Below are 14,709 nucleotides of genomic sequence, written 5' to 3'. Positions count from 1 at the left end.
ATCATAACATATACGTACAACTTTTACATCTATCTTTACTTTTTCTTTTATCTTGTATTTTATATTAAATAAATATTTACTAGTAAGTAGTAGTTTGTAATAAGATGATTTTGGACATATTTTCCTATTTCTGTTAGCTTTCCTAGCTTCAAACTTTATAAAGCCTAAATTATTCCTAGATATTTAAACCATTGTTGAAAAAATGGTTCTTTGTCAAATGGTGTTGGTATACAATAAAATAACAAACTACTTTTATATCAGGCAGCTATATAGCTGCCTGATAATTCTTTATTGGCTTCATTAAATTTTTAATTATAAAAACTCTATTTCTAAAATTATAAAATGACCTATATCCAAAAGCTATTCTTTTTATACTTTTAATAAGATTATTAGTACCTTCCAAGGGGCCATTTGTAATGTTCGTACTTAATGTGTTTTCCACATATTCAAAATATTCTAACAAAGTGTTTATAGCTACTTTCATTTGCTCACTTACTGTATCCTTAAATAAAGTTAAATGTTCCCTTAATCCTTTAGAATTTTCACATCTAATATCAGATAAAAGAATTTGATAAACCTCATATGTTTTCTTTAAATTATCATCAATAGCTATAGTTTCATTTACTACATCAGATGTGCTTTTCCACTTACTAAAATGTGTCCATTTACTAAAGTGGATTATATCAAGTTTAGAAGAATCCTTTTGAATTAGCTTCCAATATCTTTTTAATCTTTTATATTCAATAGAGGAAGTACTAAAGTTTTTCATTATTTCAATCCTTGTTTTTAACAAAGCTCTGCCAATAAGATTTACAATATGAAACTTATCTAAAACTATTTGAGCATTAGGAAAAACATCCTTAATTAATGACATATAAGGTTTATATATATATATATACAAATATATTTAACATTTGCTCTTGCTTTATAGGTAAACTTTCTAAAATATTTAGTTAAATAAGGAAGAGTACGATTTTCAACAATATCTATAATATTAAAATTCTTCCTATCACCATTACAAAAGATAAAGCTCATATTGCCCTTAGCATCTTTAGTGGATTTGAATTCATCAAAACACAAAGTTTCAGGCAGATATGACTTGTTAACTCTAAAAGCCTTATAATTAGCCTCTAAAGAACGACTAACAGTATTAGAAGATACGTAATCTAACCTAGCAATATCCTTTTGACTTATTTTCATAGTTAGATTTTCAGTTATATGTAATTTTACCCTATTTGAAATAAAACAATTTTTCTCTACAATATTGGTTTTTGCTGTAAAAGTATGAGAGCATTCTTTACAAAAAAATCTTTGTTTTCTTAATTTTAAAATAGTAGGATCTCCATTTAGTGGAAGAAGTTTAATATTTGATATTTTATTTCCGTGCTTAATAATTGCATTCTTGTCCATATTCCCACAAATTGGACAAGCATTAGGAGTATAAGAAAGTTTAGCGTCTATAACTTTATATGTTACATTGTTCTTTCTCATGTTATTGCTGAATTTAATAAATTTAATATTCTTATCTTTTATTCCTAAGAAATCTAAGATATAATTACTTGTAGACATAATGACCTCCGATTGGTATTTTGTAGTGAATTTATTGTATCGGAAAAATGGTTGTTATGTCTCTTTTTTTATAAAAAAATGGTGCTGGAGAAGATTTTCATTTTTCTTCACCAACACCATAAATTATAGAACCGAAAAAATCAGCAATGGTTTTTTTATATGGTATAATATAAAAAATTGAAAGGAATAAACATGAGACTATTTATTGCAATTAATTTTAACAAAGAAACAAAAGAAAAAATCCTTAAAGTTCAAAAGGACTTAATAGGTTTATACTCTAAGGGCAATCCGACAAAAATAGAAAATATCCATTTAACCTTAATTTTTTTAGGGGAAATAGAAAAGAAAAAACTTCCTCCTATAAAAAATATAATGGATGGTATTAAATTTAGTAACTTAAATCTGGTCTTTGATAAAATCGGAAAATTCAATCGTAGAAATGGTGATATTTACTGGCTTGGTATAGAAGAAAACAAAAAGCTTTTAGATATACAAAATAAGCTCTATAAGGATTTATTAAAAGAAAATTTTATCCTAGATAAAAAACCTTTTTCACCTCATATTACACTAGCAAGAAAAGTTGTTATGCCTTCTAATGAAAAACAAATACTAAGTTCAAAATTCTCTACAAATATAAATCATCTTAGTTTAATGGAGTCTCAAATAATAGATAGAAAAGTAAGTTATAAAGAAATATATAGAAATAATAATTAAAGGTGGATTATGAAAATAAATATTCCAGGTTATAAAAAATTAAATATAGATAAAATAATATTCGATTACAATGGTACTTTAGCAGTTAAGGGAAAAATAGATAGTTCTACAAAATCTAAATTAATAGAACTTTCAAAAAATTATGAACTTTATATATTAACTTCCGACACCTATAAAACAGTGGAGAAAATTTGCGAAAATCTGCCGGTAAAAGTACATACTTTTAATGGCGATAATGCTTCAATTTCTAAAAGGGACATAGTCCTAGAATTAAATCCCGATACTTGTGCTTGTATTGGCAATGGAAGAAATGATATGGAAATGCTAAAAATCGCTGCCCTTTCCGTTGGAATAATAGGACAGGAGGGGGCCTATGGAAAAATAGTAAATATTTCAGATATTTGTGTAACCTCAATACTCGATTCCATGGACTTATTTATATATACAGACAGATTAATTGCCGATTTAAGAGGGTAAAAATAAACGCCCATTCTTTCTAAGAGTAAAATAAATATATTTATTGTCACAAATTTAAATATTGATTTATGTGATAGATTGTAAAATTAAATGCAACAATTGAATAAAAAATTTATAACAAATTCTTTTTCGAGTAAAATGTTAATTACAACAAAAACAATCACGAAAGGAACCTGTTATAAGTCATAAATATCTTACCATAGATGAAAGAAGCAAAATAGAAATTCTTAAAAAAGAGTACTACTCCGATAGAAAAATAGCTAAAATATTAGTGTTTAATAACTAAACAATTAGTAGAAAAATAAATAGATGCAACGGAGAGTATTCAGCTAAAAAGGCTCAAGAAGACTATGAATTAAAATCCAAAAACAAAGATCGAAAGCTAAAATATACACAAACTTTAGGAAATATCATCCGAGATAGATTAAATAAATCATGGTCTCCGGAGCAAATTGCTTATAGAAATTTACAAGGAATACTGTCTTTTAAAACCATCTATAATTGGATATATTCAAACATTCTATCTGTTAAATTAAAAGTATTACGTAGAAAAGGGCACAGCAGGAACCCAAAAGAAAATAGAGGGAAATTTAATGTTGGTAAATCAATTTCTCAACTACCTAAACATGTAAAAGAACGAATAGAATTTGGTCATTGGGAATTGACACAATAGTATCTTCTAGAGTTAAAAGTAAAGGTTATTTCGCAGACCCATATAGTGCTTGGTAGAGAGGTACTAATAAAAACAGCAATGGATTATAAAGGGAATATTATCCTAAGAGAACAGATTTATAAAAAGTAGAAGATGAATAGCTGAATGAAGTATTGCTTGAATTAAATTCTAGACCAAGGAGATGCCTAGAATTTAAGACACCTTTCGAAGCGTTTTTATACGAATTAAATAATTCGAAGTAGTGTTGTAATTATTATTGCAATTCAACATAAATAATAATTCTATACGTATTTTAAAACTAGCAATATGTAAAAAACAGAACTTTTTTAATTGTTAAAAGTTCTAAAAACAATTTTTTATACCTACTATAATGGTACACATATCCTCTTAGACTAAATATATCTGGTAAATTTTTTATTTTACATCATTTATTGCCGTAATTAAGTGATATCTCATAGCCATCTCAGCTCCTTCACCATCTCTATCTTTTAAAAAATTAACTATTGATGTATGATTGTTAAAAGCGTTGTTTTGCATTTTCACCTTCAAATTTTTTTGATTTTTGGCTATCAAGTAGTATGACCATTCCCACACCTTATTTTCATACATTGTTTTTATCAATACATTATTGTGCGTTGCTAAAGTCAATTTTTTATGAAATAAATAATCCAATTCTAAAAAACTTTTATCTTGCTCTATCAAAATCTTTATTTCATTTTGTATATTTTCTATTTCTTCTATTTCTTTATCTGTTGCTCTCTCTGCCACAAGCGACATAGCAGGAACTTCAAATAGAATCCTCATTTCATACCAATCTTTCAATAAAATTCTCTGAATGTCTTCTACTTTTAAATTTTTGGTATCAAGTCCAAACCCAAAATCCTTAGATACAAAAGTTCCTACTCCTCTTTTTATCTCTAATATTCCTTTAGATTCTAAATCTTTTATTCCTTCTCTTAAAGCTGTACGACTAACTTTTAATTTATTTGCTAATTCTTTTTCTACTGGTAATTTATCCCCAGGTTGATATATTTCATGTATAAATATATCATTTTTTATTATAGAAGACACCACCTCCCCTAGTGATTTATCCTTTTTGTCAATCATAAAATATTATTCCTCCTAATTTTATTATATGTATATTGTACAATATAAAAAGTCAATCAATAGATATTATACCTACTGATTGACTTTAAGTACATAGAATATTTAAACTATTTTCTATAACTTGTCTCTGTGGCTATCATTAAGTTTGTAAGAACTAAATTTATCGGTGTATCAATATTTATTGAATTACCGTAATCAACAATCGCTCCATTTATAGCTCTTATTTCTGTTAAATTTCTTTTTTCTACATCTTGTAACATTGAACATTTATTTGTACTAGTTGTTATAGTTACATCAACAACATGGTCATATAAAGAATTATAATCTAGGTCTATACCTTTTTTCTTAGCAACTTTCATCAGTTCCTCAACTGCCATTTTTTGAATTATAGAAGCCGATTCAATGGAATGTGTTTCTCCGTTGCTAATTCGGCATAATGCTCCTATTGCATTAATACCTACATTAACTGCTAATTTCGTCCAAACCAAACTATTAACATCATTTACTATATTTACAGTAAAACCACCACTTCTAAGTATTTCTGCAATATTTTTAATTCTTTCACTACTTCCACCTTTATATTCACCTATTGAAATTTCTCCAGTTTCACTTCCTCTAGTACATCCAGGTGCATACTGTGTAGCACCAAATGTTGTTGTTCCTATTACTGTATGTTTTTCCCCTAATATATTGGATATAGTTTCATAATTCCCAATACCATTTTGTAATGTTAACACTATAGTTTCTGGTCCTATTATTTTCAAACAATCATAAGCAGCAGTTATATTATCATATGATTTTACAGCAAATATTATTAAATCAGGATTTTCTACATCTATAATATTATTAGTTATATCAATCTCAAAAACTTTTTCCGAATCCCCTCTAGTTACTTTTAAACCATCTTTATGTATTGCTTCAACTATCTCGTTTCTAATTTCTACTAATGTAACATCCATTCCATGTTCATATAAGATAGAGCCAAACAAAGTACCAACTGATCCAGCTCCCACTACTACTATTTTCATAATTTTAGCTCCTTATTCATCACTAATTTTAACTACTAAATTGCAAATACTAGCATCTCCTCCTACTATTCTTAGAGGAGTACAGCAAGCACTTATCAATTTCTTATCTATTATTGGAGCCATATTAATATCTTCATATATTAAAATGGTATCATTTTTTAATTTCGGATTTAAAAATGCTTTATGGGTTTTAAATCCGTTTTCTTTTCCATTGCTTATATTTTCTATACTTAAAGTATCAATTGCCACAGCTTTTACATTAGGCAAATTTTCTCTAATATAAATTGCAAGCTCTGGACTTATGGCTGGAAAATTTGTAGCATAACTCATAAAATCATCAGCTCTTTTTAAATATGAATGAGTATTGAATATCAATAAGTCAGCTTTATAAATTTCTTCACCATATGACTCTAATTGCTCCACGGTTACTAAATCATTAGGTTTACTTGCAGGCACATCTATAATTAAAGGATAATCATAGAAAAATTTTTCTATAGGAATTTTATCGATTCCAGGCGCGTCCCCACCCATATAATGCCAAGGAGCATCTACATGAGTTCCTGCGTGTAGATATATAGATAATACACTTCCATTCCAGTCATCATTTTTTAATATATCTTCTCTTAACTCAATTTTAACTTCTGGTAATCCAGGATAAACTTTCATATCTTCACTGATAGGATATCCTAATTCAACATACTTAGTATTCATAATTCCCTCCTTGTTAAATAGATATTCAAAATAGAGATAGTATTTTATTATTTTAGAGATAGTATTACTGTAGTTATAATTTTATCTTTATTTTTGTTAAATGTCAATATTATATTAATATTCCTCTATATTTCAAGATTTATTTCTTGACAACAAGTGTGTGTAGTTATATACTAATGATGAAAGATAATATTACTGTAGTTATTTTTCTTAATTAGATAGTATTTCTTTAATTATTAAAATTTGGAGGATATTAAAATGACAAAGAAAAAATTTACAATTGCCGACTTTCAAAAATATAAAAATGAAGGAAAAAAATTTTCATATGTTACAGCATATGACTATACAACTGCTAGTATCGTTGATGAAAGCGATTGCGAGGTTATTTTAGTTGGAGATTCTTTAGCTATGATAATGCTTGGAAGAGATACAACTGTAGGAGTAACTCTAGATGATATGATTCACCATATTAAGCCTGTAGTTCTTGGTGCCCCTAATACATTTGTAGTTGGAGATATGCCTTTTGGTTCTTATAATGCTAGTATTGAACAAGCCATTAATAGTTGCAGCAGAATACTTATGGAGACTAATTGTGACTGTATTAAATTAGAGGGAGGGGTAGATTATGCACCCACTATTAATGCTCTTGTTAAAGCCGGAATCCCTGTAATGGGTCATATTGGTCTAACTCCTCAAACTGCAACATCTTTGGGTGGATTTAAAGTACAAGGAGGTACTCCCGAATCTGCACGTCAACTTATTGAGGATGCTAAAGCTATCGAAGAAGCAGGAGCCTTTTCAATAGTATTAGAATGTGTTCCTACTGTTGTTGGAAAAGCACTAGCTGAAGAAATAAAAATTCCAATTCTTGGAATAGGTGCTGGTAAGTATGTAGATTGTCAAGTTTTAGTGACACAAGATTTATTAAATATGTATGGTGATTTTAAACCTAAATTTGTTAAACATTTTGCTAATATAAGACAAGAAATGGTAAATGGATTGAATAAATTTCATGAAGAAACTGTTAATGGAACCTTCCCTTCTGAAGAATATTCTTTTAATAAAGAGGTAAAAATATCTAAATTATAATAATCTTTTACAGGATGGTATTAATGCATGGAAAATATTAAAAAACTTTCAGATTTTTTAAACAAAAACCTTACAATTTTTATACTATTTGTAACAGGCTTAGCTTTAGCTATTCCAAATATATTTATTCCTATTGCTAATGTTAAAATAGCTAATCTATCCATTCCCAGTTTGCTTTTAGCTATTATAATGTTTGGGACTGGAATAACTTTAATACCTAAAGATATAATTATAATGTTAAAAAAACCTAAATATATTACAATAGGTGTTATTGCAAAATATACTTTTATGATTTTTGGTGCTTTTTTAATAGCCAAATTTTTAAAATTGAATAATAATTTAGCCTTTGGCTTAATTTTATTGGGTTCTATGCCTCCTGGAACAGCTGCAAGTGTTATTACCTTCTTAGGTGGAGGAGATATTACTTTCTCTGTAGCTATAATTATTTTTTCAACTTTTTTAGCACCAATTGTTACCCCTTTTTTAACTTTTGTTTTTGGAGGACAATGGATTGAATTTAATTTCATATCTATGTTTATCAATATTATTATAATTGTGTTGTTACCTATACTTTTAGGAATGTTCGTTAAACATATTTTTAAAGATAAAGCTAATACTTTCCAGAAACTTATAGGATTAATTTCTATAATTTCATTGCTTTTAATAGTTTCTGTGAGCACTGCACCAAATAGAGATACTATTTTAAGTACAAATTCTATAATTGTCATAATAGCTGTAGCTCTCAACTTTGTTTTTGCAGCTTTAGGAAATGGAATTTTAGCTAAATTGTTAAAATTAGATCAAAAAAAAGCAGTATCATTAATTATTACATCTTGTGAACAGAACTCAGCATTATCAGTTGGAATAGCTTCTACTCTTACAACTTTACACTCTTCGGTAGCAATTCCTTCCATAATAGCGGTTTCGTTAAATTTAGCCTTAACTACGATTTTAGCTAATATTTTTCAACGAAAAGTACGAAGAAATAAAATGTAAGATACTCAATTTAACTGATTTAATTTAAGGGGATAGTATTATGAAAGACACTAATTTATTTTTATCAAATTGTAGTATTGGAGAAAATATTTATGATTCTATTTTGGATATAGTTTCAATGTACACATCTATTATAAATAAAAGTATTATTGTAATAGGTGGAAAAACTGCTATTAGCATTTTTAAAGAAAGAATCCCCCAAAATTTAAATTCATATATCATTGATTTTATCATTTATGGAGAAGATTCTACATATCAAAATATAAATCATTTAACAAGTAACGAATTAATTAAAAATAGCAGTATAATATTTGGTGTAGGAGGTGGTAGAGCTATTGACACAGCAAAAGTAGTAGCTGATAAATTGAGTAAACCATTTTTCAGTTTTCCTACATTAGCTTCTAACTGTGCTGGAAGCACCAGCCTTTCTGTTATTTATGAAAATAGCGGAGTATTTAAAGAATATTATAATTTAAAAACTTGTCCCCTACACGTTTTTATAAATACCAAAATAATAGCTGAATCACCTTACCAATTATTTTGGGCAGGAATAGGAGATGCATTATCAAAAGAATACGAAGTTGAGTTTGCAAGTAGAAATAAAGTTTTAAATAATAAGGCTTTATTAGGAGTAACTCTTAGTTCATCCATAAGTAAGCCATTGTTTGAATATGGTAAATCTGCATTAGATGATTGCATGAATAATAAGGTAAGTTATGAATTAGAACAAGTTGTCTTCGATATAATTATGACTACTGGTTATGTTTCTAATTTAACAATTGATAATGATTTTTATTATAATAGTAGCTTAGCTCATGCATTTTATTATGGAGTAACCATCATTCCTGAGGCTAGCAAACATTTACACGGTGAAATTGTAGCTTTAGGAGTTTTATATCTTTTGGCATATGATAAAAAATCTAAAATTTTTTATAAAACTTTAGATTTTTATAAAAAACTTAAACTACCGATTCTATTAGAAGACATTGATGTAAAATATTCAAATTTGGAGAAAATTGTGCAAAAAGCATCTACAGTTTTAGAATGGTCTTGTAGTCCTTTCAACATCTCTCAAGAGAAATTTATAAAAACTATATTAGAAGTTGAAAGTTTTATTAAGGATAGGTAAATATAATCTATCTAAAAATAATATTTCCCTTAGAACCGCTAAAATAGCTTAAAACCACACTTTTTATAGTAAATTCATTTATTTCATAAAGTGTGGTTTTTTTATAATTTTATTATTTAATTTTTAGTTTTTTTATTTTATTAAACTAATTTTCAACTTTTACTATTTTATATATCTGTGATTTTCTATTTGTTCTCAACTATCTTTATACCTATCTAGTATCTTTTTTATATAAAATATCTAATTTTACAATAAACAGATAAATAAAAATATCTAAAATAAATATAATTATAGAGTCTAGGTCTTTAAATTAAATATGTTAATAGTCTTCTTTTTAATTTTACCTTAACTTATACTCCTAAAGTTTACTCAAATTCGATTGTACTCATTACACTTTTAATAGGAACATGCCTTTTAATATACATAATTTATTTTTTCTTTAGAACATGGGGAGGAGTTATTTTTGACCCTAACTATTCAACACAAGTATTATATGGATTTAAATTTTTATTAATACGCTCTTTTGTAGATATTATATCAACAATTTGGATATATTATATATTAAAAAGTTTAAGCTATATTCTAGAAAAAATTGAAAAATAAGTATCCTTATTAAAAAATCACTTACAAATATGTAAGTGATTTTTTTTAATAATTTATAAACTAGATTTAAGAAATAATTTTTTTACCGACTCAATTCCTTCCATTATTTCCTTCCTTGAAAAGTTCTTTTTATCTAATTCTTCATCTGACAATTCATTAAGCTTGTAATAAAACAATAATGCAAGAAGAGGAGTTTCCGATTGTTCTTCTTTTTCCATATTCTTAAGGACAGAAAATAGTAAATTTTCCGCTTTATTAATATCACCGGTTTCTACTAATTTAAATACTTTCTTATAATATTCACTATAGGAAATCTGTAATTCCATATCCCTTATGGATTCAGATGTAAGTTTTTTCCCTGTAAATAGTACTGCCAATGTATTTATAACTGTATTTATCTGTCTTAATAGCCAATCTTCTTGGTAATGCATTTTAACCTTCTCCTCTAATTATTCTATATAATAATTATTTACACCCAATTAAAACTGTAGATTCTTACCATATATTTATTCCCAATTATCTAGGTCACTTCATATTATAAGTGATTTTTTATAGTGGTTTAGATTTCGGTTTACCACCGGCTCTAGGGTATTTCTTATTTGTGTTTTTTATCTTCTTAATTATTATTAATGTTCTTTCAGAGTCCTCGTAATCCAGATTGTAATCAATAATTTTTTCTAATTTTCCACCTAGGGTTTCAATAGCCTTTTTTGCTTCTGCATATTCTTCATGGCCTGATGGGCCTTTCATAGATATAAAATATCCACCGACTTTTACAAAGGGTAGGCAATATTCTACTAGGGTATTAAGTCTGGAAACAGCTCTTGAAATAGCATAGTCATATTTTTCCCTGTATTTTGCATTCCTTCCCATTTCTTCCGCTCTACCATGAATTGCTTCTATTTTTTCTAGTTTTAATTCTCCTATAACCTTATTTAAGAATTTAATTCTCTTATTTAATGAATCCATTAAAACAATATTAAGGTCCTTACGGACAAATTTAATTGGTAGTCCCGGCAGTCCTGCTCCTGTTCCTATATCTATTAAGGAAGAATTTTCCCTTATATCAACATATTTTAAGGGAAGAATGGAATCTAAAAAATGTTTGTAGTTTACTTCTACTTCTTCTGTTATAGAGGTTAAGTTTAAAACCTTGTTGGTCTCTACTAATAAGTCCCTATATTTTTCGAAATTATCCAATTGGTTTTCATCTATTTTAAATTCATTTTTTACAAATAATTCTTCTAATTTACTCATTGTTCTTCCTTTTTCTAGTTTCTAAATATATTAATATAACATTTATATCCGCCGGACTAACACCGCTAATTCTACTAGCTTGACCTAGGGAATCTGGCTTAATTTGGTTTAGTTTTTGCATGGCTTCATTAGAAAGTCCCTTAACTTCTGAATAGTCTTTTATAAAGTCTATTTTCTTTCTTTCTAATTTTTTAAATTGTTCTATTTGATGTTTTTGTTTAGCAATATAACCTTCGTATTTAATATGGGTTTCTACCTGCATTCTAACTTCCCTTAAAAGTTCCGGTCTTTTTTCATCAAAAACAATTAAGCTTTCATAGGTTAGTTCCGGTCTTTTTATTAAATCATATAGGGTATGGGAGGCCTTCATTGGTCCGGAACCAAGCTCTATTAGTTTTTTATTATTTTCTTCAGTAGGGTTTACCCGTATTTTTTTTAGCCTATCTAATTCTGTGTAGATACTTTCTTTTTTCCTTCTTGTTTTTTCCATTCTTTCTTCTGTAACAAGACCTATTTCATAGCCCTTTTCAGTAAGTCTTAAGTCGGCATTATCCTGTCTTAAGGTAAGTCTATATTCAGCACGGGAAGTCATCATCCTGTATGGTTCATTAGTTCCCTTAGTAACTAAATCGTCAATTAAAACACCAATGTAGGCATCGGACCTGTCTAGAATAAAAGGCTCTCTTCCCTTTATTTTCATTGTAGCATTAATTCCTGCTACTAAACCTTGGCCTGCTGCTTCTTCATAACCGGACGAACCATTTATTTGACCGGCAAAATAAAGTCCATTAATTTCATTGTGCTCCAATGTTCTTTTTAATATTGTTGGGTCTATACAATCATATTCTATTCCATAGGCTGAACGCATAAATTTAACATTTTCAAAGCCTATTATAGTCTTGTACATTTGCTTTTGTATTTCTTCAGGTAGGGTTGAACTTACTCCTTGAATATACATTTCCTTAGTGTCTACACCTTCAGGTTCCACAAATACCTGATGTTCATCCCTTTCATTAAATCTTACAACCTTATCTTCAATAGACGGGCAATACCTTGGTCCAACACCTTTTACTATTCCGGCATACATTGGACTTCTTTCTAAATTAGCCTCTATTATTTTTTTAGTTTCTAAGGTTGTATAGGTTAAATAACAAAGTTCTTGTTCAATATCAAATTTTTTACCGAAGTTCATAAATGAAAAAGGTACTATTTCATCATCACCCTTTTGCTCTTCCATTACAGTGTAGTCTAAACTGTCCCTATGGACCCTTGCCGGTGTACCTGTTTTAAATCTTCTTAACTCTATTCCTAAATCCTCTAGGGATTTAGATAGGTGGGTTGCTGCCTTTAAACCATGGGGACCGGATTCATATTGTAATTCTCCCATAAGAATTAATCCTTTTAAATAGGTTCCCGTTGCAACTATAACGGCTTTTGTTTCGTAAATAGCACCGGACATGGTCTCTATACTTGTAACTTGATTATTTTCTACATTTATTTTTGTAACTTCAGCTTCAACTAAATCTAAATTCTCTTGATTTTCAATAACCTTTTTCATTTCCATATGGTACTTAGGCTTGTCTGCCTGTACCCTTAAAGAATGAACAGCCGGACCTTTTGATGTATTTAACATTCTGGACTGAATAAAGGACTTGTCTATAATTAGGGCCATTTCACCGCCTAGTGCGTCAACTTCCCTTACTAAATGACCTTTTCCTGTTCCTCCTATATTAGGGTTACAAGGCAAGTCAGCAATTGAATCTAAGCTCATTGTTAAAATTACGGTTTTTAATCCCATTCTACTTGTTGCCAAAGCCGCCTCACAACCTGCATGACCGGCACCTATAACAACTACGTCAACAGGTTCTTCTCTATATTTAATAACTTCCATATTTCTCCTTATTTTCCAATACAAAAATCTTTAAATATTTTATCAAGTACATCATCTTCTATAGTTTCTCCTGTTATTTCTCCTAATATTTCCCAAGAATCCCTTAAATCCACTTCTACACAGTCAATAGGAATATTTAATTTCATATCATTTAAAGATGACTCTAAATGATTAATAGCCCTTCCTAAAATATCTTGGTGTCTAATATTAGTTACTAGGGTTTCGTTACTTGATATTATTTCTCCTTGTAAAAACATTTTTGAAATTGTTTCTTCTAATTTGTCTATACCCTTATTATTTTTAATGGAAATTCTAATAACAGGTATGTTTTCATCTATATTTAAACTGTCAATATCCAGTTTACTTTCTAAATCATCTTTATTTAAAAGGACTATAGCCTTTCTTCCCTTTAATAAATCAAGTACAATTTTATCCTCTTCATCTAGTTCTTTAGACAAATCAAAAATTGCAATAATTAAATCTGCACTTTGTGCAAAGTCCAAAGATCTGTCTACTCCAATTTTTTCAACAATATCGTCAGTATCTCTAATTCCTGCAGTATCGCTTATTTTTAAAGCAACACCATCTATATCTATATATTCTTCAATAATATCCCTAGTAGTACCAGGTATATCTGTAACAATTGCCTTGTTTACCTTTGCTAAATTATTTAAAAGAGAGGACTTACCAACATTTGGTTTGCCAATAATAGTTGTATTTATACCGTCTCTTATAATCTTACCTCTATTAGATGAATTATATAATTTTTTAAGACCTTCTAATATTTCCTCCCCTTCCTTAATTATTACAGAATTATCTAATTCCTCTTGACCATCTTCTGTAAAATTAATTGAGTATTCAACATGGGCAAGTAAATTTAAAAGTCCATCCCTATATTTTTTAATATCCTTTTTTAAAGAGCCTTCTAATTGGTTAATAGAAGCCTCATAAGCCTTGTCTGTTTTTGCCTTAATCATGTCGATAACGGCTTCTGCTTGACTTAGGTCAAGTCTTCCATTTAAAAAGGCACGTTTTGTAAATTCACCTTTTTCAGCAATTTTAGCTCCATTTTTCAAGGTTAAATCCAAAACTTTTTTAACGGAAATAATACCACCATGGGTATAGATTTCTACAATATCCTCTCTAGTGTAGGTGTTAGGTCCCTTCATAAAGGCAATTAACACCTCATCTATTAATTTATCGTCATCATAAATGTGGCCATATCTTAAAGTTCTATTTTCTAAATTTTTATCGTCTATTTCTTTTATTGGCTTGAAAATTTTCTTACCTATTTCAAAACTGGTTAAACCGCTCATTCTTACAATTCCTATTCCTGCTTCACCTGTAGCAGTCGATATTGCAGCTATGGTATGTTCCATAATAACCCTCCTAATATTCTTTATAATTATAACATACCTTAATGCTAATATATTTAAGCATTTATACTACATTCTAAAAGAAATAA

At 28.4% G+C, this 14,709-nt stretch carries 14 protein-coding genes and 1 pseudogene; 6 read left to right on the top strand and 9 right to left on the bottom strand.

The features are described from left to right. Positions 1-265: 265 nt before the first annotated feature. Entirely contained in the window at positions 266-874 is a 609-nt protein-coding gene (locus tag JFY71_RS12035; protein ID WP_263457754.1) for a transposase, read from the bottom strand. Beyond that, complete coding sequence (locus JFY71_RS12030; RefSeq protein WP_263457753.1) at positions 865-1,569, bottom strand: transposase family protein; 705 nt, start codon at positions 1,567-1,569, stop codon at positions 865-867. The genes JFY71_RS12035 and JFY71_RS12030 overlap by 10 nt, the downstream gene beginning before the upstream one ends. A gap of 192 nt (positions 1,570-1,761) precedes the next feature. Between JFY71_RS12030 and thpR the strand changes: the two genes are divergently transcribed. The 3 genes and pseudogenes from thpR to JFY71_RS05205 all read left to right on the top strand — a co-directional run bounded on the left by thpR (position 1,762) and on the right by JFY71_RS05205 (position 3,675). Further along, positions 1,762-2,283, top strand: coding sequence for an RNA 2',3'-cyclic phosphodiesterase (gene thpR, locus JFY71_RS05215; protein ID WP_243661988.1), 522 nt, complete (start codon positions 1,762-1,764; stop codon positions 2,281-2,283). A 9-nt stretch (positions 2,284-2,292) separates the two neighbouring features. Next, positions 2,293-2,760: an HAD family hydrolase gene (locus tag JFY71_RS05210; protein WP_243661987.1), complete on the top strand. Its 468-nt coding sequence runs from the start codon at positions 2,293-2,295 to the stop codon at positions 2,758-2,760. Positions 2,761-2,938: 178 nt separating this feature from the next. Continuing rightward, positions 2,939-3,675 (top strand): annotated as a pseudogene (locus JFY71_RS05205) (IS30 family transposase). A gap of 172 nt (positions 3,676-3,847) precedes the next feature. On the opposite strand, the gene JFY71_RS05200 reads toward JFY71_RS05205, so the two are convergent. The 3 genes from JFY71_RS05200 to JFY71_RS05190 form a co-directional block, all read right to left on the bottom strand. After that, complete coding sequence (locus JFY71_RS05200) at positions 3,848-4,540, bottom strand: FadR/GntR family transcriptional regulator (RefSeq protein ID WP_243661986.1); 693 nt, start codon at positions 4,538-4,540, stop codon at positions 3,848-3,850. Positions 4,541-4,647: 107 nt separating this feature from the next. After that, complete coding sequence (locus tag JFY71_RS05195; protein WP_243661985.1) at positions 4,648-5,568, bottom strand: ketopantoate reductase family protein; 921 nt, start codon at positions 5,566-5,568, stop codon at positions 4,648-4,650. A gap of 12 nt (positions 5,569-5,580) precedes the next feature. Continuing rightward, positions 5,581-6,279: a cyclase family protein gene (locus JFY71_RS05190; protein WP_243661984.1), complete on the bottom strand. Its 699-nt coding sequence runs from the start codon at positions 6,277-6,279 to the stop codon at positions 5,581-5,583. A 258-nt stretch (positions 6,280-6,537) separates the two neighbouring features. On the opposite strand from JFY71_RS05190, the gene panB reads away from it, so the two are divergent. From panB to JFY71_RS05175, 3 genes are read left to right on the top strand one after another with little or no spacing between them, the layout of a single operon-like run. Further along, positions 6,538-7,368, top strand: a complete 831-nt coding sequence (gene panB, locus JFY71_RS05185) for a 3-methyl-2-oxobutanoate hydroxymethyltransferase (RefSeq protein WP_243661983.1) — start codon at positions 6,538-6,540, stop codon at positions 7,366-7,368. Positions 7,369-7,395: 27 nt separating this feature from the next. Then, a complete protein-coding gene (locus tag JFY71_RS12180; RefSeq protein ID WP_420846430.1) occupies positions 7,396-8,364 on the top strand; it encodes a bile acid:sodium symporter family protein in 969 nt (322 codons plus the stop codon). 40 nt (positions 8,365-8,404) lie between these two features. Beyond that, on the top strand, positions 8,405-9,493 hold the full coding sequence (locus JFY71_RS05175; RefSeq protein ID WP_243661981.1) for an iron-containing alcohol dehydrogenase family protein: 1,089 nt from the start codon (positions 8,405-8,407) through the stop codon (positions 9,491-9,493). Between the two features lie 656 nt (positions 9,494-10,149). On the opposite strand, the gene JFY71_RS05170 is transcribed toward JFY71_RS05175, so the two are convergent. From JFY71_RS05170 to mnmE, 4 genes are all read right to left on the bottom strand, one after another. Beyond that, entirely contained in the window at positions 10,150-10,527 is a 378-nt protein-coding gene (locus JFY71_RS05170; protein ID WP_243661980.1) for a DUF6483 family protein, read from the bottom strand. A gap of 118 nt (positions 10,528-10,645) precedes the next feature. Beyond that, on the bottom strand, positions 10,646-11,353 hold the full coding sequence (gene rsmG, locus JFY71_RS05165; RefSeq protein WP_243661979.1) for a 16S rRNA (guanine(527)-N(7))-methyltransferase RsmG: 708 nt from the start codon (positions 11,351-11,353) through the stop codon (positions 10,646-10,648). Beyond that, a complete protein-coding gene (gene mnmG, locus JFY71_RS05160) occupies positions 11,346-13,244 on the bottom strand; it encodes a tRNA uridine-5-carboxymethylaminomethyl(34) synthesis enzyme MnmG (protein WP_243661978.1) in 1,899 nt (632 codons plus the stop codon). Before mnmG ends, rsmG begins: the two co-directional genes overlap by 8 nt. Before the next feature lie 8 nt (positions 13,245-13,252). Then, on the bottom strand, positions 13,253-14,623 hold the full coding sequence (mnmE, locus tag JFY71_RS05155; protein ID WP_243661977.1) for a tRNA uridine-5-carboxymethylaminomethyl(34) synthesis GTPase MnmE: 1,371 nt from the start codon (positions 14,621-14,623) through the stop codon (positions 13,253-13,255). Positions 14,624-14,709 lie beyond the last annotated feature (86 nt).

Origin of the sequence: Miniphocaeibacter halophilus (genome assembly GCF_016458825.1) — a bacterium.
GTDB classification, from domain to species: Bacteria; Bacillota; Clostridia; order Tissierellales; family Peptoniphilaceae; genus Miniphocaeibacter; species Miniphocaeibacter halophilus.
This window is presented reverse-complemented; position numbering and strand designations above follow the sequence as displayed.

Coding starts and splice junctions, on each gene's coding strand:
- JFY71_RS05190 (WP_243661984.1), bottom strand. CDS start 6,279: ATGAATACTAAGTATGTTGAATTAGGATATCCTATCAGTGAAGATATG.
- JFY71_RS05195 (WP_243661985.1), bottom strand. CDS start 5,568: ATGAAAATAGTAGTAGTGGGAGCTGGATCAGTTGGTACTTTGTTTGGC.
- mnmG (WP_243661978.1), bottom strand. CDS start 13,244: ATGGAAGTTATTAAATATAGAGAAGAACCTGTTGACGTAGTTGTTATA.
- JFY71_RS12035 (WP_263457754.1), bottom strand. CDS start 874: ATGTCATTAATTAAGGATGTTTTTCCTAATGCTCAAATAGTTTTAGAT.
- JFY71_RS12180 (WP_420846430.1), top strand. CDS start 7,396: ATGGAAAATATTAAAAAACTTTCAGATTTTTTAAACAAAAACCTTACA.
- JFY71_RS05200 (WP_243661986.1), bottom strand. CDS start 4,540: ATGATTGACAAAAAGGATAAATCACTAGGGGAGGTGGTGTCTTCTATA.
- JFY71_RS05170 (WP_243661980.1), bottom strand. CDS start 10,527: ATGCATTACCAAGAAGATTGGCTATTAAGACAGATAAATACAGTTATA.
- thpR (WP_243661988.1), top strand. CDS start 1,762: ATGAGACTATTTATTGCAATTAATTTTAACAAAGAAACAAAAGAAAAA.
- mnmE (WP_243661977.1), bottom strand. CDS start 14,623: ATGGAACATACCATAGCTGCAATATCGACTGCTACAGGTGAAGCAGGA.
- JFY71_RS05175 (WP_243661981.1), top strand. CDS start 8,405: ATGAAAGACACTAATTTATTTTTATCAAATTGTAGTATTGGAGAAAAT.
- JFY71_RS12030 (WP_263457753.1), bottom strand. CDS start 1,569: ATGTCTACAAGTAATTATATCTTAGATTTCTTAGGAATAAAAGATAAG.
- rsmG (WP_243661979.1), bottom strand. CDS start 11,353: ATGAGTAAATTAGAAGAATTATTTGTAAAAAATGAATTTAAAATAGAT.
- panB (WP_243661983.1), top strand. CDS start 6,538: ATGACAAAGAAAAAATTTACAATTGCCGACTTTCAAAAATATAAAAAT.
- JFY71_RS05210 (WP_243661987.1), top strand. CDS start 2,293: ATGAAAATAAATATTCCAGGTTATAAAAAATTAAATATAGATAAAATA.